The 16,296-nt window shown below is 66.0% G+C and carries 16 protein-coding genes; 5 read left to right on the forward strand and 11 right to left on the reverse strand.

Features of this window, described 5'->3' with window-relative positions:
- Nucleotides 1-4 precede the first annotated feature (4 nt).
- A complete protein-coding gene (locus DPV79_RS21165) occupies nt 5-781 on the forward strand; it encodes an MBL fold metallo-hydrolase (protein WP_059688884.1) in 777 nt (258 codons plus the stop codon).
- Between the two features lie 113 nt (nt 782-894).
- Here the strand turns inward: DPV79_RS21165 and DPV79_RS21170 are convergent, their stop codons facing one another.
- The 3 genes from DPV79_RS21170 to DPV79_RS21180 are packed head-to-tail and all read right to left on the reverse strand — an operon-like array spanning nt 895 to nt 2,610.
- Nucleotides 895-1,158 carry a hypothetical protein gene (locus DPV79_RS21170; protein WP_034195863.1) on the reverse strand — a complete coding sequence of 88 codons (264 nt, stop codon included), beginning with the start codon at nt 1,156-1,158 and terminating at the stop codon, nt 895-897.
- Nucleotides 1,088-1,333 (reverse strand): hypothetical protein, encoded by a 246-nt coding sequence (locus DPV79_RS43765; protein ID WP_075122947.1) that lies wholly within the window; start codon nt 1,331-1,333, stop codon nt 1,088-1,090. The genes DPV79_RS21170 and DPV79_RS43765 overlap by 71 nt, the downstream gene beginning before the upstream one ends.
- 56 nt (nt 1,334-1,389) lie before the next feature.
- On the reverse strand, nt 1,390-2,610 hold the full coding sequence (locus DPV79_RS21180) for a cupin domain-containing protein (protein WP_048020842.1): 1,221 nt from the start codon (nt 2,608-2,610) through the stop codon (nt 1,390-1,392).
- 32 nt (nt 2,611-2,642) lie between these two features.
- On the opposite strand from DPV79_RS21180, the gene DPV79_RS21185 reads away from it, so the two are divergent.
- Nucleotides 2,643-3,191, forward strand: a complete 549-nt coding sequence (locus tag DPV79_RS21185; protein ID WP_042977234.1) for an FKBP-type peptidyl-prolyl cis-trans isomerase — start codon at nt 2,643-2,645, stop codon at nt 3,189-3,191.
- On the opposite strand, the gene DPV79_RS21190 is transcribed toward DPV79_RS21185, so the two are convergent.
- Entirely contained in the window at nt 3,171-4,442 is a 1,272-nt protein-coding gene (locus DPV79_RS21190) for a hypothetical protein (protein ID WP_059489131.1), read from the reverse strand. The genes DPV79_RS21185 and DPV79_RS21190 overlap by 21 nt on opposite strands.
- Nucleotides 4,423-7,080 carry a DNA mismatch repair protein MutS gene (gene mutS / locus DPV79_RS21195; RefSeq protein WP_113046385.1) on the reverse strand — a complete coding sequence of 886 codons (2,658 nt, stop codon included), beginning with the start codon at nt 7,078-7,080 and terminating at the stop codon, nt 4,423-4,425. Before mutS ends, DPV79_RS21190 begins: the two co-directional genes overlap by 20 nt.
- A 494-nt stretch (nt 7,081-7,574) precedes the next feature.
- Here mutS and DPV79_RS21200 point away from each other — a divergent pair, with 494 nt between their 5' ends.
- Nucleotides 7,575-8,270 carry a methyltransferase family protein gene (locus tag DPV79_RS21200; protein ID WP_059589647.1) on the forward strand — a complete coding sequence of 232 codons (696 nt, stop codon included), beginning with the start codon at nt 7,575-7,577 and terminating at the stop codon, nt 8,268-8,270.
- Between the two features lie 117 nt (nt 8,271-8,387).
- Here DPV79_RS21200 and DPV79_RS21205 read toward each other — a convergent pair whose 3' ends face one another.
- Both DPV79_RS21205 and DPV79_RS21210 read right to left on the reverse strand, forming a co-directional pair.
- Entirely contained in the window at nt 8,388-10,010 is a 1,623-nt protein-coding gene (locus tag DPV79_RS21205) for an NAD(P)/FAD-dependent oxidoreductase (RefSeq protein ID WP_113046386.1), read from the reverse strand.
- Between the two features lie 326 nt (nt 10,011-10,336).
- Nucleotides 10,337-11,140, reverse strand: a complete 804-nt coding sequence (locus DPV79_RS21210) for an inositol monophosphatase family protein (protein ID WP_021162664.1) — start codon at nt 11,138-11,140, stop codon at nt 10,337-10,339.
- Between the two features lie 280 nt (nt 11,141-11,420).
- Here DPV79_RS21210 and DPV79_RS21215 point away from each other — a divergent pair, with 280 nt between their 5' ends.
- Nucleotides 11,421-12,245, forward strand: coding sequence for an RNA methyltransferase (locus DPV79_RS21215; RefSeq protein WP_059589643.1), 825 nt, complete (start codon nt 11,421-11,423; stop codon nt 12,243-12,245).
- 307 nt (nt 12,246-12,552) lie between these two features.
- Nucleotides 12,553-13,326: a serine O-acetyltransferase gene (gene cysE, locus DPV79_RS21220; protein WP_048020851.1), complete on the forward strand. Its 774-nt coding sequence runs from the start codon at nt 12,553-12,555 to the stop codon at nt 13,324-13,326.
- A gap of 58 nt (nt 13,327-13,384) precedes the next feature.
- Here the strand turns inward: cysE and DPV79_RS21225 are convergent, their stop codons facing one another.
- From DPV79_RS21225 to DPV79_RS21240, 4 genes are all read right to left on the reverse strand, one after another.
- Complete coding sequence (locus DPV79_RS21225) at nt 13,385-14,185, reverse strand: UDP-2,3-diacylglucosamine diphosphatase (protein ID WP_021162661.1); 801 nt, start codon at nt 14,183-14,185, stop codon at nt 13,385-13,387.
- Between the two features lie 27 nt (nt 14,186-14,212).
- Nucleotides 14,213-14,704 (reverse strand): peptidylprolyl isomerase, encoded by a 492-nt coding sequence (locus DPV79_RS21230; protein WP_006751616.1) that lies wholly within the window; start codon nt 14,702-14,704, stop codon nt 14,213-14,215.
- An 88-nt stretch (nt 14,705-14,792) separates the two neighbouring features.
- Nucleotides 14,793-15,374, reverse strand: a complete 582-nt coding sequence (locus DPV79_RS21235) for a peptidylprolyl isomerase (protein WP_021162660.1) — start codon at nt 15,372-15,374, stop codon at nt 14,793-14,795.
- Nucleotides 15,375-15,413: 39 nt separating this feature from the next.
- A complete protein-coding gene (locus DPV79_RS21240; RefSeq protein ID WP_060060498.1) occupies nt 15,414-16,136 on the reverse strand; it encodes a tetratricopeptide repeat protein in 723 nt (240 codons plus the stop codon).
- Nucleotides 16,137-16,296: the final 160 nt, after the last annotated feature.

Consider the following 16,296-nt stretch of genomic DNA (forward strand, 5'->3'; position numbering starts at 1 on the left):
TCGCGTGCGATTCGCCAGCCTCGGAAGCGGCAGCGAAGGCAACGCGCTGGTCGTCGAGGCCTCGAGCGGCACGACGACCACCCGCGTGCTGCTCGACTGCGGCTTTTCCGCCAAGGAGGTCGAGCGTCGGCTCGGCCGTCTGAATCTCTGCATCGGCGATCTCGATGCGATCCTGATTACCCACGAACACAGCGACCACGTCGGCAGTGCGCTGACGCTCGCCCGCCGGGCGTCGCTGCCGCTCTACATGAGCTGGGGCACCGCGCGCGCGGTCGGCGCGGACGAGGCCGATGTCGACCTCCACGTGCTGTGGGGCGACGAGACGGCCGCGATACGCGATCTGGCCGTGATGCCCTATACGGTTCCTCACGACGCGCGCGAGCCGCTCCAGTTCGTCTTTTTGGACGGCTGCAGCCGGCTCGGCGTGCTGACGGACGTCGGCATGGCCACGCCGCACATCACGACGGTACTGAGCGGCTGTGACGCGCTGGTGCTCGAATCCAACCACGACACCGCAATGCTGGCCGCGAGCCGCTATCCGCAGTCGCTGAAGGCGCGCATCGGCGGCAACCACGGCCACCTGAGCAACGACGCAGCGGCGGCCATCCTCGCATCGCTTGAGCGCAGCCGCCTTCGGCACCTGGTCGGGGCGCACCTGAGCCAGCAGAACAACCTGCCGGAACTGGTCCGTCAGGCGTTTGGCGGCGTACTGGGGACGAACGGGGAGGACGTGATCGTGGCCACGCAGGACGCGGGCTTCGACTGGCTGGCGCTCGGATGAGCGGGGCAGGGCCGTTGCGGCGGCCCGGTACGACTGCCGGACGACAGGCGCGAAAACGGCAGACGTAAAAAAACCGGCCCTCGGGCCGGTTTTTTTTCAGCTGACGCTGAGGCTTACTGGCTTGCGCCCGAAGCCGGAGCAGCCGTCGCTGCCGAAGCAGCCGACGCCACTGCAGCAGCAGCGTCGCTCGCAGCAGCCGTTGCCGACGAAGCAGCGGCAGCAGCGTCGCTCGCTGCACCAGCAACTGCCGAAGCAGCCGTCGAAGCAGCAGCAGCCGCGTCGCTTGCAGCCGACGAAGCAGCTTGATCAGCGCTCTTGTTGCAAGCAGCCAGTGCAACAGCAGCCAACAGGGAAGCTACGAGGAGGGATTTCTTCATGATCACGTCCTTTTATGGTTAAAGGTAAGCAACAGCGCGAAACAATACCGGTAATGTGCTCCAACACCGACCTGGGCCGCTGGTGGAGATGCACTTCTAGAGCGTGAATCTTCCCTACGGCTTGGGCGGAAATTATATGCACTTTCCTATCGACCGTCGACAAATGCGGGGTCAATACGTTGTCTTTCCCATACAGAATTTGATCTGTACGGGCATACGGGGCGACTCACACTAATTCCGGTTTCCGACCCGTATCCAGCCCGCACGATACCACTCGTGCAATAAAGCTGTCATTGAGGGAGCCCGGGATAGTGTTACAAACCGTTTCGCCTCCATCTGGCGTTGATTGGCCAGTTCGGGCAGCCATTCGCTGGCCTGCTCGAGCGGTCCTTCCTCGCCATTAATGAAGTACGAGCGCGCGTTATACATCAATGCGGCCCTTCTGTCGAGACACACGCCACGACGTGACGCTTGCGTGACGAACGCGGCCTCGGACAGCGGGCGCGCGGGCGGGTCGAAAACGACGTTCGGTTTGGGCTCGCTCAGGTAGCAGCCGAGAAACTCTGCGACGTCGCGCTTGCGCCAGCGAATCGCGTCGACGATCTCCGCGACGCGCTCCACCATCGCCGGAGGCAGTTGCGCGGGCGTGTCGACGGCCGGCTGCTTCGGGTCGCGGTAGAGGTCGTCGCCGCACCCGTCCCGCAGGCCGCCACGCTCCGCGAGATAGTACAGGAACTGGGCGCCCAGTTCGCCTGCGGACGGCGCCCGGAAGCCGATCGAGCAGGTCATGCATTCGCCTTCGGCCACGCCGTCGTGCGCGATGTGCGGCGGCAGGTACAGCATGTCGCCGGGTTCCAGCACCCATTCGTCGCTGGGCTCGAAGTTTTCGAGGATCTTCAGCGGCACGTCCGGCTGCAGCGACAGGTCCTTCTGCGCGCCGACGCGCCAGCGGCGCCGGCCCTCGACCTGCAGCAGGAAGACGTCGTATGAATCGAAATGCGGGCCGACTCCGCCGCCGTCCGTCGCGTACGAGATCATCAGGTCGTCCAGCCGCGCGTCGGGGATGAAGCGGAAGCGGTCGAGCAGCGCGCGCGCCGCGTCGACGTGCAGGTCGAGCCCTTGTACGAGCAGGGTCCAGGCCTTGCGCGTGACGGCCGGCAGCGAGCCCGGTTCGAACGGGCCGTGAGCCAGTTGCCACTTGTTACGAAAATGGGTGATCAGTCGCGATTCCGCGTCATAGTCGGTGGCGAGCTCGAACAGCGCGTCGCGCGAGACCGGCGACGCGACGCCGGGGATCGCCTGGCGGATCAGGAGCGGCTTCTTCTGCCAGTAGCCGCGCATGAATTGCGTCGGCGTAAGACCGCCGAGCAGCGGTGTGGGAAGATCGGAGGGCGGCGCGCCGAACGGGGCGGCAGCGGCATCCCGCGGTTCGGCTTGAGACCGGTTGCGCATCGTATAATGAGACTTGTATTTGGGAGAATTGGATGAAAATCGCAAAAAACACCGTCGTGTCGGTCACTTACAAGCTGTCGGATGCACAGGGCAATCTGATCGAGGAAAGCGACGAGCCGATGGTTTATCTGCACGGCGGCTATGATGGCACGTTCCCCAAGATCGAGGAACAGCTCGACGGCCACGAGCCGGGCTACGAGGCGCAGGTCCAGCTCGAGCCGCAGGACGCGTTCGGCGACTACGATCCCGAACTCGTGAAGATCGAGCCGCGCGATCGTTTTCCCGAGCCGCTCGAAGTGGGCATGCAGTTCGAGGGCACGCCGGAAGACGGCGACGAGGAAGTCGATTCGCTGATCTACACGGTCACCGACGTCGCCGAAGACAAGGTCGTGCTCGACGGCAATCACCCGCTGGCAGGCATGGCGCTGCGTTTCGCGCTGACCGTGAAGGACGTTCGCGAAGCCACCGAAGACGAAATCGAGCATGAGCACGCACATGGCGCGGAAGGGCTCGAGATCGTCGACGAGGACGATGACGAAGACGAAGACGGCGAAGCGCCGTCAGGGCGTACTCTGCACTGAGCTTGCAGGCACGCCGGGCGCCGGCCCCGATGCAGGGGGCGGCGCAGGCCACGACGCGCCGCCCGGGGCGGCGCCGTCACCCTGCAGCGGCGGCGCGACCGACGACGAGTCGGGCAGCGCCGGCAACGCGGGGATTTCCGGCATCTGTGGCAGCGGCACGTCGTCGTGCGGCACGAGCGGCAGCGCGGGCGGCACCGGCAGGTTCTTCGGCACCTCCTGCAGGCTGACGTTGAAGATTGTCTGCCGTGACGGCGACACGCTCACCTTGACCCACTGATTCGCCGGATGGCGCGGTCCGATCGCGACGCGCGTCACGTTTCCTATCAGCTCACCATCGTCGGCACGCAGCGGCCGGTCGATCAGGAAGCCGTTCGCCAGCGGTTCGCCGCTCGCGTGCATCACCAGGATCGGGCCGCGGAACGTCGCCGCCGCCTTCACCAGCGTTCGTTTCAACTCGCGGAAGCCGTCGCGTACGCGCGGCCGGTTGAAACGCAGCCATGCGAAGCGTTCCGCGCGTTCATAGCGTTCGAACTGCGGATCGCCTTCGAACATCACCACCATCGCACGCGCCTCGCGCCGCTTCGCGTATTCGGCCGCGTGGTCGATCCAGAAACCGTTCGCGATGATGCGGTCCTCGAATTCGCCATTGCGGCCGCCGGCCGTCAGGTAATGGTTGTTCGGCGCCGGCGCGTTGAGCGCGACGTAGACGATGTCGTCGCGCATCCAGCGGGCATTCTCGCGATACGGCCGGAACCGTGCGACTTCGCTTTCCCGCGTGATCGGCAGCGCGCCGGGGTCGGGCAGTGCCGAATCGGCGAGCAGTGTCTGCCGCAGGAAGTCGAGCCGCTCGACCGGATCGTAGCTACCGCCGGCCACGGTGTTGCACGTTGCCCAGTCGTCGTGACCGGGAATGAATACGAGCGGCACGCGTGCCGCATCCAGGATCGCGCCGCGCTGCGAATACAGTGCATCGCGGCACGCTTCCTTCGAACCCTTGAGATCGCCCGCATACACCACGAACGCGAGATTGCGCTCGCGCGCGATCGCGTCGAGCAGCCGCTGTGCAGCCGGTTCGTCCGCTGGGGTGTTGATCACGCCCGACACGACCGCGAACGAGTAGGGCGCGGTACTGCGCTTCGGCGGTGCCGCCTGCGCACCGGCCGGCGCGAACGCGATCAACGCCGCGACGAGCGCGGCGGCCGCACGGGCCGGCAGGCCCGGCGAGACGCGCTTACGCGTGTCCGTCTGCATCGTGCGACCGGACCAGCGTGCGCAGTTCGTACAGCAGGTCGAGTGCCTCGCGCGGCTTGAGATCGTCGGGATCGATGTCGCGCAGCTTTTCGAGCGCCGGATGCGCTGTGTCGGGCAGCGCCGGCGAGTCCGCGCATTCGAGATCGTCGGCGGCCACCGGCGGCGCGCTGAACAGGTCGAGCTGCGGCGTGTGCTGCGAAGCCGATTGCTGTTCGAGGTACGCGAGGTGCTTGCGCGCGGCGCGGATCACGGGCGCCGGAACGCCTGCGAGCTGGGCGACCTGCAGGCCGTAGCTCTGGTTGGCCGGCCCTTCGTTGACCGCGTGCAGGAACACGATGCCGTGGCCGTGCTCGACGGCCGACAGGTGGACGTTGGCCGCTTGCGGAAATTCCGCCGGCAGTTGCGTCAGCTCGAAGTAGTGCGTCGCGAACAGCGTGTAGCACGCGTTGTGCGCCAGCAGGTGGCGCGCGATGGCCCACGCGAGCGCGAGGCCGTCGAACGTCGACGTGCCGCGGCCGATCTCGTCCATCAGCACGAGGCTTTGCGGTGTCGCGTCGTTGAGGATCGCCGCGGCTTCGGTCATCTCGACCATGAACGTCGAGCGGCCGCCTGCGAGATCGTCTGCCGCGCCGATGCGCGTGAAGATCCGGTCGATCGGGCCGAAGCATGCCGACCTGGCCGGCACGTAACTGCCGACGTAAGCCATCAGCGCGATCAACGCGGTCTGCCGCATGAACGTCGACTTGCCGCCCATGTTCGGGCCGGTGATCAGCAGCAGCTTGCGCTCGGTGCCGAACCGGCAGTCGTTCGCGATGAACTGTTCGACCTGCGCCTCGACGACCGGGTGGCGGCCTTGTTCGATTTCGATGCCGATCTCGTCGGTGAAGGTCGGCGCGACCCAGTCGAGCGCACGGGCGCGTTCGGCGAATGCGGCGAGCAGGTCGAGTTCGGCGAGCGCCGATGCGACGCGCTGGCACTCGGGGATGAACGGCAGCAGTGCCTGCAGCACTGCGTCGTACAGCGCTCGCTCGCGCGCCAGGGCGCGTTCCTGCGCGGACAGCGCCTTGTCCTCGAAAGTCTTCAGTTCGGGTGTGATGTAGCGCTCGGCATTCTTCAACGTCTGGCGCCGGCGATAGTCGTCGGGCACCTTGTCGGTCTGGCCGCGCGTGACCTCGATGTAGAAGCCGTGCACCTTGTTGTATTCGACGCGCAGGTTCGCGATGCCGGTGCGCGTGCGCTCGCGCGCTTCGAGATCGATCAGGAACTGTCCGCAGTTCTCCGAGATGTCGCGCAGCTCGTCGAGCTCGGCGTCGTAACCGCGCGCGATCACGCCGCCGTCGCGCACCATCGCGGCCGGTTCGGGCGCGATCGCGCTCGTCAGCAGGTCGAGGCATTCGGCGGGCGGTGCGAGTGCCGCGTCGACGCGGGTGAGGGCGTCCGCGTTCGCAACGATCGCGCTGATACGCTCACGCAGCGCCGGGAGGGCGGCGAACGTGTCGCGCAGGCTCGACAAGTCACGCGGGCGCGCGGACAGCAGTGCGAGGCGCCCGGTGATCCGTTCGACGTCGGCGATCTGGCGCAGTGCGCTGCGCAGCGCATCGAGGCTTGCGTTTGCCGGTGCATCGAGCAGCGCGCCGATCGCCTGCTGGCGCGATTGCGCGGCAACCGACGCGCGCGGCGGGTGATGCAGCCAGTGACGCAGCAGGCGGCTGCCCATCGTCGTGCAGCAGGTGTCGAGCAGCGAATACAGCGTCGGCGACTCGGTGCCGCGCAGCGTCTCGGTCAGTTCGAGGTTGCGGCGCGTGGCCGGATCGAGCCCGATGTACTCGGTTTCGTTTTCGACCTTGAGGCTGCGCACGTGCCGCAACTGCTGGCCTTGCGTGGCCGCTGCGTAGAGCAGCAGCGCGCCGGCCGCGCCGCACGCGCTCGTCAGCGAATGTGCACCGAAGCCGTCGAGGCTCGCGACATCGAGCTGGTCGCACAGGCGCTGCGTGCCCGACGCGATGTCGAAATGCCACGCCGGCACGCGCTTGCTTGCGCCTGCGCCTGCCGGCACGGCGTCGGTTGCGCCGTCCGGCGTCAGGATCTCGGCCGGCCGGATGCGTTCGAGCGCGGCAGCGAGCTGCTCGGGTTCGATTTCTGCGAGCCGCAGCGCGCCGCTTGCGAGGTTCAGCCACGCGAGGCCGACATTGACCGCGACGCCACGCTTGTTGTGGCCCGTGCACATCGCGAGCAGGTAGACATCGTTCTTGTCGGACAGCAGTGCTGCATCGGTCAGCGTGCCGGGCGTGACGACGCGCACGACCTTGCGCTCGACGGGGCCCTTCGACGTGGCGGGATCGCCGATCTGTTCGCAGATCGCGACCGATTCGCCCATCTTCACGAGCTTGGCGAGATACTGTTCGACCGCATGATGCGGCACGCCGGCCATCTTGATCGGCGTGCCGGCGGATGCGCCGCGTTGCGTGAGGGTCAGGTCGAGCAGGCGTGCGGCCTTTTCCGCGTCTTCGAAGAACAGCTCGTAGAAGTCGCCCATCCGGTAGAAGACAAGCGTGTCGGGATGGTCGGCCTTGATGCGCAGGTACTGCTGCATCATTGGAGTATGGCCGGCGAAGGCTTCGGGCGACAGCGTGGTCATAGGTCAGGCATGAAGTTGTTGCTTGGGTTGCCCGAGTTTACCAGTCGCTTCCATGTGCACGCGCGAAGTTCGCCGTTTGGCCAGGTGCGGACGATCGCGCGAACCCTTGCGTGCTGACGCCGCCCCGCATATCAGCGCGTGTGGTTGGACGTCAGGCGGCGTGCGGCGGCTTCGAACCCGGCTGCGTGGCGTCGCCGGTCGGTTTCGAGCATGGCGACCCGATCCGCGGCTCTCATTCGGCCCCTTTTTCGCCTGGGAGACTAGCCACTCGTTACCATCGACTGCAGACGATTTCGTCCGTCCGGGCAACACTACGAACTGTGAAACGTTTGGCAGACCGCGTAATCCAGTTAGTCGGTCTTTATATTTGCCCACGCTCTCGGGACTTACACCAATCAACCTCGTAAAACTGAAACTTAGGCAAGTTTCAATGAATGGAGCGTGCTAGTCTGAAACGGCAATATATAAAAACGCAGTAAGTTCGGGGCACAAACATGAAGCAGGCCATACAGGATGCGGGGGGCGCGTGCGCGCAAAGTACCCTGGTGCCGCACGTTACAACGGTTGCGGACGAGTCGGAGCGGATCAATCTGATCGAGCTTGGTGCTCGCGTGTCGTCAGTGACCGTGCTGGGCGTATTTGCCTATCTGATTTATATGCCGTGGCGATTGGATCCGAGCCGGATCACGCTGATCCTGCTGCTGGTATCCGCGGTACTGACCGTCGGCATGTCGGCTTTTGCCAAATTGCCGAAACGGCGCGACTGGCATCCCGTTGCAGTGTGTTTGTCCCTTGGTGGTTCGTTCTACTGCCTGACCTATCAGCTGACTGCCAGTACCCAACTGATCCCGGAGTGGGCAGGGGGCGCCTGGCAAATATGCGGGATTGCGTGGCAACTGTTCGCGAAACTGTCGCTCGGGCGCTCGTTCGGCTTGCTGCCGGCGAATCGCGGCGTCGTTTCGACAGGAGCGTACCGGTTCATGCGCCACCCGATCTATGCCGGTTACCTGTTGTCCGAAATCGGTTTCCTGCTTGCAAACTTCAGTACGCGAAACCTGCTCGCGATCGGCATCTGGATGCTGTTGCAGATCGGGCGAATCAGTTTGGAAGAGCGGGTGCTGTCGGAAGACGCCGATTATCGTGCGTACAAGACGAAGGTCCGGTACCGGCTGATTCCCGGGGTGTTTTGACGGGCGTGCCCAAAGCGCGCCGCGGTGGTGCGCCGATGAAACAGATTGGCGCGGCGAACGTGCAAAAGTCGGCGTACTCGGGTCACGGACCTTCGCACGCCGACTCTGTCCTGCGTGTCAGGACGCGTGTCCCGACGTCAGGCTGAGGGCCACCGCCTGCGCAACTTCGATGCCGTCGATCGCCGCCGAATAAATGCCGCCCGCATACCCGGCGCCTTCGCCGGCCGGATACAGGCCTTCGACGTTCATGCTCTGGTAATCGTCCTTGCGTCGAATCCGGATCGGTGACGACGTGCGCGTCTCCACACCGGTGAGCACGGCATCGTGCATCGCAAAGCCGGCGATCTTCTTGTCGATCTGGGGCAGGGCTTCACGGATCGCTTCGATCACATAGTCCGGCAGCGCGGTGCTGAGATCGGTCGGGTTCACGCCCGGCTTGTACGACGGCTCCACGGAGCCCAGCGACGTCGACGGCCGGCCTGCGATGAAATCGCCGACCAGTTGACCCGGCGCGCGGTAATCTCCGCCGCCGAGTTCGAACGCGCGCTCTTCCCATTTGCGCTGGAACGCGATGCCCGCCAGCGGGCCGCCGGGATAATCGTCCGGCGTGATGCCGACGACGATGCCCGCATTCGCGTTGCGCTCGGCTCGCGAATACTGGCTCATGCCGTTGGTGACCACGCGCCCCGGCTCGGAGGTCGCCGCGACCACGGTGCCGCCAGGGCACATGCAGAAGCTGTAGACGGCGCGGCCGTTGCTGCAGTGGTGGACCACCTTGTAGTCGGCGGCGCCGAGCTGCTTGTGGCCCGCGAACTTGCCGAAGCGGCTGCGATCGATCAGCCCCTGCGGATGCTCGATGCGAAAACCCAGCGAGAACGGCTTGGCTTCGATGTAGACGCCGCGATCGTGCAGCATCTGGAAGGTGTCGCGCGCGCTGTGGCCCACGGCCAGCACCACGTGGTCGCACCGCAGCGTTTCTCCGTTCGAGAGCTTTAGCGAGCGCACCTTGCCCTGATCGATCTCGATGTCGTCGACCCGCGTTTCGAAACGCACTTCACCACCCAGTTCGTGGATGGACGCACGCATTTTTTCCACCATGCTGACGAGGCGGAACGTGCCGATATGCGGCCGGCTCAGATACAGGATGTCTTCCGGTGCGCCTGCCTTGACGAACTCGTCCAGCACCTTGCGGCCATAGTGGTTGGGATCCTTGATCTGGCTGTACAGCTTGCCGTCGGAAAACGTGCCGGCCCCGCCTTCGCCGAACTGCACGTTGGATTCGGGGTTGAGCACGCTCTTGCGCCACAGGCCGAAGGTGTCCTTGGTGCGCTCGCGCACGGCCTTGCCGCGTTCGAGGATGATGGGACGGAAACCCATCTGCGCGAGGATCAGCCCTGCGAACAGGCCGCACGGCCCCATGCCGATCACGACCGGGCGCAGGAAATTGCCGTGCTCGGGCGCCTTCGTGACGAAGTGGTACGCCATGTCGGGCGTCACGCCGCAATGCGGTTTCCCGGCGAGGCGCTTGATCGCGGCCGCTTCGTCCGCGACTTCGACATCGACGATATACGTGAGCTTGATGTCGGCGCGCTTGCGCGCATCGTGCGCACGACGGAACACGGTGTAACGGAGGAGCTCGTCCGCGGCCACGCCAAGCTCCGCGAGGCGCGCGCGAATCGCGGCCTCGAGTGCGCTTTCGGGGTGGTTGAGGGGGAGTTTAATTTCGCTTAGCCGTAACATGGGGACTCGGATGCGATTGCCACGGCGTCGTGGCGGTGTTGATACGGTCGGGGGCCGGCAGGCCGGCGGGGTCGTCCGCCGCGCGGGCGTGCCGCATGCAAACCCGCACGCAAACCATTTATTGTCATTGCGGGAACGGCGGTGTGGGCGGCAGTACGCTGACCGGCCCCGACAAACTCAAGCAACTTCAGGATAGGCGCACGAAGCGACCCTTGTGCGGGACGATGTTCCCGCCTCCCGGCAACCGGGAGGCGAACGGTGCGCCGTCGTGACGATGCCCGCGAGCGGTGTGCGCGAAAGCCTCGCCGCACGGGCGCGGCCGGGGCTTACTCCGCCGCCGGATGCACGCGGGTGTAACGGTTCAGGATCGGGATCATCTGCGCGTAGATCTTCGGGTTCGCCGCGACGATTTCATGGCGATGCAGGAAATCGGCGTCGCCGGTGTAGTTGCCGACGAGGCCGCCGGCCTCGGTGATCAGCAGGCTGCCCGCTGCCATGTCCCACACGTTGATACCTTGCTCGAAGAACGCGTCGAGGCGGCCGGCCGCGACGTTCGCGAGATCGAGTGCTGCTGCGCCCGGACGACGCAGGCCGGTGCAGGCTTGCGTCATTTCGGTGAAGAGGCGCGCGTATGCATCGAGGCCGTCCTTTTCGCGGAACGGGAAGCCCGTGCCGACCAGTGCGTCCGACAGGCGGTCGCGGCGGCCGACGCGGATGCGGCGGTCGTTCAGGTACGCACCGCGGCCGCGCGTGGCCGTGAACAGGTCGTTCTTGTTCGGGTCGTAGACGACGGCCTGCGTGACGACGCCCTTGTGCTCGAGCGCAATCGACACGCAGTAGTAGGGGAAGCCGTGGATGAAGTTGGTCGTGCCGTCGAGCGGATCGATGATCCACTTGAATTCGGACTCGTTCTCCGATTCGCCCGATTCCTCGGCGAGGATCGCGTGGTCCGGATAGGCGGTCTTCAGCGTCTCGATGATCGCGTCTTCGGCGGCCTTGTCCACTTCGGTGACGAAGTCGTTCTGCTGCTTCTTGCGGATCTCGATCAGGTCGAGATCGAGGGACGCGCGGTTGATGATCTGTCCGGCGCGGCGCGCAGCCTTGACAGCAATGTTGAGCATGGGATGCATGAGCCTGGATCCTGTAGCCGGCGGCACGGGCCGCCACGAAGTGGAACAACCGCCCGGCACGGCGCAAGCGTGGCAGGCGAGGTGAGACGCGAATTGACAAAGAACGGGGTACGACCCGCGCCGCACGGAGCGCGACGCGTAAAGGCATGATTTTACCCGATTTTTGGCGGTTTCAGGCGACCGGAATACGGGGAAACCCCCACTATCCGTCCGGACGAGTGGGTTTGCCGCGGCGATGGCGATACCATACTGCCATTCTGATGAACCGAGTCGTATCGTAGTGGAAACCCCGCAGATCACCGCCGCGCCGTCCGAGCCGGGCGCGGCCTCGTCCCGGCCGCCGTCCGGCGGCTTCACGTCCACCCGTTTCGTGCTCGTCGAGCCGAGCCATCCCGGCAACGTCGGGGCGGCCGCCCGCGCGCTGAAGACGATGGGTTTCTCGCGTCTGGTGCTGGTCGCGCCGCGTGTGCCGCACGTGCAGAGCGATCCCGAGGCGATCGCGATGGCCAGCGGCGCGGACGACGTCCTCGCCTCCGCGCATGTCGTGCCGACGCTTGGCGACGCGCTGTCCGGCGTGCACTGGTCGATCGCATTGACCGCGCGTACGCGCGAATACGGGCCGCCGCGTCTCGCGCCGCGCGCGGCCGCCACGCAGGCGTGCGCACAGGTCGGCACGGGCGACATCGCGCTCGTGTTCGGCAACGAGCGCACGGGCCTCGCGAACGAGCACGTCGAGCAGTGCAGCGCGCTCGCGCACATCCCGGCGAACCCGGCCTACAGTTCGCTGAATCTCGCACAGGCCGTGCAGGTGCTCGCGTACGAGTTGCGCGTCGCGTTTCTCGAGCAGGCGAGCGAGCCGTCGGCGCAAGCGCCGGCCGAAGCCGGCACGCTCGCGCAGAGCGACGAGATCGAGCGGATGTACGTGCACCTCGAGAACGCGCTGATCGCACTCGATTTCCTCGATCCGCGCAACCCGAAGAAGCTGATGCCGCGGCTGCGGCGCCTGTTCGCGCGCACGGGCCTCGAGCGTGAGGAGGTCAATATCCTGCGCGGTATCGCGAAGCACGTCCTGCTGAAATCGGGCAAACCGGGCGGCGACGCGTAAGCGGCCGGTGCGCAGTGCAGGGGCCGCTGGACGGCTCGGCGCGCGGGGCCGTTTCCCTGTCGGGCAGGTGCTGCGTCGGCCGCCGGAAGCGCCGGGCCGAATCGTCCGGCCTGTTCGGCCATCCCGCAAACTCAACGCCAGCAAGCGTTCCGGCCGAATACCCGCGCCGTCGGCGGGGTGAACGCGCGGGCTCGTGCGGCCGTGCGCGACTCGCCCTACAATCGCCGAACGTCATAACTAAATTACCCGGCGCGATAACGGCCGGTCATTGCCGGCGATGCGCGCCGGCCTTTTCCCAGACCACATCATGTTCACGAGACTGCGCGAAGACGTTGCAACGATTCGCGAGCGGGATCCCGCCGCTCGCAGTGCATGGGAAGTGCTGACCTGTTATCCGGGGCTGCATGCGCTCGTACTGCATCGTTTCGCGCACGCATGCTGGCGCGCGAAGCGCTACTGGCTCGCGCGTTTCGCGTCACAGGCCGGCCGGTTCCTGACCGGCATTGAAATCCACCCGGGCGCGACGATCGGCCGGCGCGTGTTCATCGATCACGGCATGGGTGTCGTGATCGGCGAGACGGCGATCATCGGCGACGACTGCACGATCTATCAGGGCGTGACGCTGGGCGGCACGTCGCTCACGCGCGGCGCGAAGCGCCACCCGACGCTCGAGGCCGGCGTGATCGTCGGCGCGGGTGCGAAGGTGCTCGGCGGTTTCACGGTCGGTGCGGGCGCGAAGATCGGTTCGAACGCGGTCGTCGTGAAGCCGGTGCCGGCAGGCGGCACGGCAGTCGGCAATCCGGCGCGCGTCGTGATGCCGGCACAGCCGAAGCCGCAGCCCGAACGCGCGGCGTTCTCCGCGTACGGGATCACGCCGAATGCCGACGATCCGATGTCGCTCGCCATTCACGGGTTGATCGATCACGCTGCGAAGGAAAGCCGCCGTGTCGACGAGATCGTCGCGGCGCTCGAGCGGCTCGGCACGCATCTGGAAACGCTGCAGGGCGCCGACGCAGCGCGCCTCGATCTGCGCCGGCTGTCGGCGGTGCTGGAAGGCAAGACGGTCGAGCGCCAGGCGTAATGTGATCGATGCGGGTCGCTGACGGTCGCAACAGGTCGGTTCGACGGCGGCGGCCGCGTCAGTCGAGCGGCATCGCGTGGATACCTTCCGCGTCGACACGCAGGTAACCGCCGCGCGGCTTGCCGTGGTCGAGATCCCAGTCGGGCAACACCCAGCGAATGCCGCCCGGCTCGCTGTGGCGCGCGGGGCGGTGCGTGTGGCCGTGAATGATCACGCTCGCGCGGCTTTTCCGGAACAGGGCGGCTACCCCTTCACGCGTGACATCGTAAATCGCCGAAGCAGGGCGGATCCGGCCCGCTTCGCTGTTTGAGCGCATGCGCTGCGCGAGCGCGCGGCGCCAGCGGAACGGCCACGCGAGAAACAGCCATTGCGCGACGCGGTTGCGTGCGAAGCGGCGGAACAGCTGGTAGCCGCGATCGGCCGTGCATTGCGCGTCGCCGTGCGCGAGCACGATGCGCTGGCCGAACGCCATGATCAGCGACGGGTCGGGCAGCAGCATCGCACCGGCTGCCTTCATGAAGCGACGGCCGAGCAGGAAATCGCGGTTGCCGTGCATCACGTAGAGCGCAATTCCGCGTTCCGAGAACGTGTGCATCAGCGCGGCCATGCGGGCCGCGAACGGATCGTCGTCGAGGATGTCGTCGCCGATCCAGTATTCGAACAGATCACCGAGGATGAACACCGAGTCGGCGCTGTCGGCGGTGTATTTCACGAAATGCTCGAACGCGGCGACCGTCTTCGGAATCGCTTCGCTCAGGTGCAGATCGGAGAGAAACAGGAACGGGCGTGCGGCTTGCGCGTATTCGCGCTCGCCCGGCACGCCCGCGGAGACGCTTCGCGGCGGACTCTCCTGCAACATCGAAGTGCCTCCGTTACGTGCTGTGCGTCAGACCACGACGGCCTTTTCGATCACGACGTCGTCGGCCGGCACGTCCTGATGGAAACCGGCGTTGCCCGTCTTGACGCCCTTGATCTTGTCGACCACGTCCTGGCCTTCGACAACCTTGCCGAACACGGCGTAGCCCCAGCCTTGCGGCGTCGGCGACGAGTGGTTCAGGAAGTCGTTGTCGTTCACGTTGATGAAGAACTGGGCGGTCGCCGAGTGCGGATCGTTCGTGCGCGCCATCGCGATCGTGTAGTTGTCGTTCTTCAGGCCGTTGTTCGCTTCGTTGTCGATCGGCGCATCGGTCGGCTTCTGCTTCAGGCCCGGCTCGAAGCCGCCGCCCTGGATCATGAAGCCGTTGATCACGCGATGGAACACGGTGCCGTCGTAGTGGCCCTTCTTCACGTAGTTCAGGAAGTTTTCGACCGTCTTCGGTGCCTTCGCGGCGTCGAGCTCGAGCTTGATCACGCCGTGGTTCGTATGCAGTTCAACCATGATGAATTCCTTCGGTGAGGCGGTTTAAATGGCACGCGGCCGGTCGTGCGACGCGGCCGCGTGAGGCGCCGGACGTGCCGGCAGGTTCTTACTTCGAGACGACGCTCGCCGATTCGATCACGATCGGTTGTGCGGGCACGTCCTGCATCGGGCCGCGCGAGGTCGTCGCGACGCCTTCGATCTTCTTCACGACGTCGAGACCCGACACGACCTTGCCGAACACCGCATAACCGTTGCCGTCCGGGTTCGGGTAGTCGAGGCCGCTGTTGTCGACCGTGTTGATGAAGAACTGCGCGGTGGCCGAGTTCGGATCGCTCGTGCGCGCCATCGCGATCGTGCCCGTCAGGTTCTTCAGACCATTGCGGCTTTCCAGCGGGATCGGCGCGCGGGTCGGCTTCTCCTCGAAGTTGGTCTTGTAGCCGCCGCCCTGGATCATGAAGCCCTTGATCACGCGATGGAAGATCGTGCCGTTGTACTGGCCGGCCTTCACGTAATCGAGGAAGTTGGCGACCGATTTCGGCGCCTTCTCCGGGTAGAGCTCGACGCGGATGTCGCCCTGCGAGGTCTTCAGCTGCACGACGGGGTGCGCGGTAGCCGATTGCGCGAACGCAGGTGCGGTCGCGGTCGCGAGAAGGGCGGCGCCGCCAAGCGCCAGCAACAGACGTTTCATTGCGATCCTCAGGTTGGGAGGGAAAGAAGGCCGCGCCGCTTATTGCGACGGCGCGACGTACGGCGCCGCCAGTGCGCCCGACGGACCGCTGAACTGGAACGTCGGCGACATCGGCAGCGTGGTGGTGCTCACGTTCGCGGCGGCGCGGTCGGAGTAGTCGCGCGTGGCCGGTGAGGCTGCGCGGGCGTTCGGCGCGGCCTTCGGCGGCGACACGATCTTCTGGAGATCGGCGAGGCGCTGCGCGGTCGCGCCGCTCGTGCGGCCGAGCGATTGCGCGCGCTTGTACGACTCGGCCGCGAGGCGCAGATAAAGATCGCCGAGGTTTTCGTATGCGAGCGAGTAGCTCGGGTTCGCTTGCGTTGCCGTGACGAGCGCGGTGCGCGCTTCGTCGTATCGGCCATGCTTCGCGTAAAGCGCCGCAAGGTTGTTGTACGGCTCGGGCAGTTCGGGGTACGCCTGCGTGATCGCGACGAACTGCTGGATCGCGTCGTCGTCGCGGTTCAGGCGGGCCAGCACGGTGCCGCGCTTGAACTGTGCCTGCAGGTCGTGCGGGTTCGAAGCGATGCGCGCGTCGAGCTGCGCGAGCGCCTGCTTCCACTGCTTGCCGGCGATCGACGCGTCGATTTCGGGCGTGCCGTCGGCGGTGGCCGGGGCCTTCTGCGCATGCGCCGCCGGGGCCGCGAAAAGCGTCAGCGCGACGCCCATGACGGTGGTCGCAACGAGGGTCGCAGCGCTCTGCGCGCGGCCGCGATGAGGTTTCATAGGCGTAAATCGGAATGTTATACTCCGAGCCATTCTAACAAAACGTCTGCGCGTTCCGGCGAGCGGCAGACAGTCTTTCTTAGCCTCTCGTGGCCGTCACCGCTGTGCTTGCAGCCTGACCGCCCCGTGTGATACGAGGACGCTCGGCCCGGTGCCGCAG

Source organism: Burkholderia reimsis, assembly GCF_003294055.1.
GTDB classification, from domain to species: domain Bacteria; phylum Pseudomonadota; class Gammaproteobacteria; order Burkholderiales; family Burkholderiaceae; genus Burkholderia; species Burkholderia cepacia.

Coding starts and splice junctions, on each gene's coding strand:
- DPV79_RS21200 (WP_059589647.1), top strand. CDS start 7,575: ATGAAGCAGGCCATACAGGATGCGGGGGGCGCGTGCGCGCAAAGTACC.
- DPV79_RS21185 (WP_042977234.1), top strand. CDS start 2,643: ATGAAAATCGCAAAAAACACCGTCGTGTCGGTCACTTACAAGCTGTCG.
- DPV79_RS21235 (WP_021162660.1), bottom strand. CDS start 15,374: ATGAAACGTCTGTTGCTGGCGCTTGGCGGCGCCGCCCTTCTCGCGACC.
- DPV79_RS21205 (WP_113046386.1), bottom strand. CDS start 10,010: ATGTTACGGCTAAGCGAAATTAAACTCCCCCTCAACCACCCCGAAAGC.
- DPV79_RS21190 (WP_059489131.1), bottom strand. CDS start 4,442: ATGCAGACGGACACGCGTAAGCGCGTCTCGCCGGGCCTGCCGGCCCGT.
- cysE (WP_048020851.1), top strand. CDS start 12,553: ATGTTCACGAGACTGCGCGAAGACGTTGCAACGATTCGCGAGCGGGAT.
- DPV79_RS21170 (WP_034195863.1), bottom strand. CDS start 1,158: ATGAAGAAATCCCTCCTCGTAGCTTCCCTGTTGGCTGCTGTTGCACTG.
- DPV79_RS21225 (WP_021162661.1), bottom strand. CDS start 14,185: ATGTTGCAGGAGAGTCCGCCGCGAAGCGTCTCCGCGGGCGTGCCGGGC.
- DPV79_RS21230 (WP_006751616.1), bottom strand. CDS start 14,704: ATGGTTGAACTGCATACGAACCACGGCGTGATCAAGCTCGAGCTCGAC.
- DPV79_RS21240 (WP_060060498.1), bottom strand. CDS start 16,136: ATGAAACCTCATCGCGGCCGCGCGCAGAGCGCTGCGACCCTCGTTGCG.
- DPV79_RS21180 (WP_048020842.1), bottom strand. CDS start 2,610: ATGCGCAACCGGTCTCAAGCCGAACCGCGGGATGCCGCTGCCGCCCCG.
- mutS (WP_113046385.1), bottom strand. CDS start 7,080: ATGACCACGCTGTCGCCCGAAGCCTTCGCCGGCCATACTCCAATGATG.
- DPV79_RS21210 (WP_021162664.1), bottom strand. CDS start 11,140: ATGCATCCCATGCTCAACATTGCTGTCAAGGCTGCGCGCCGCGCCGGA.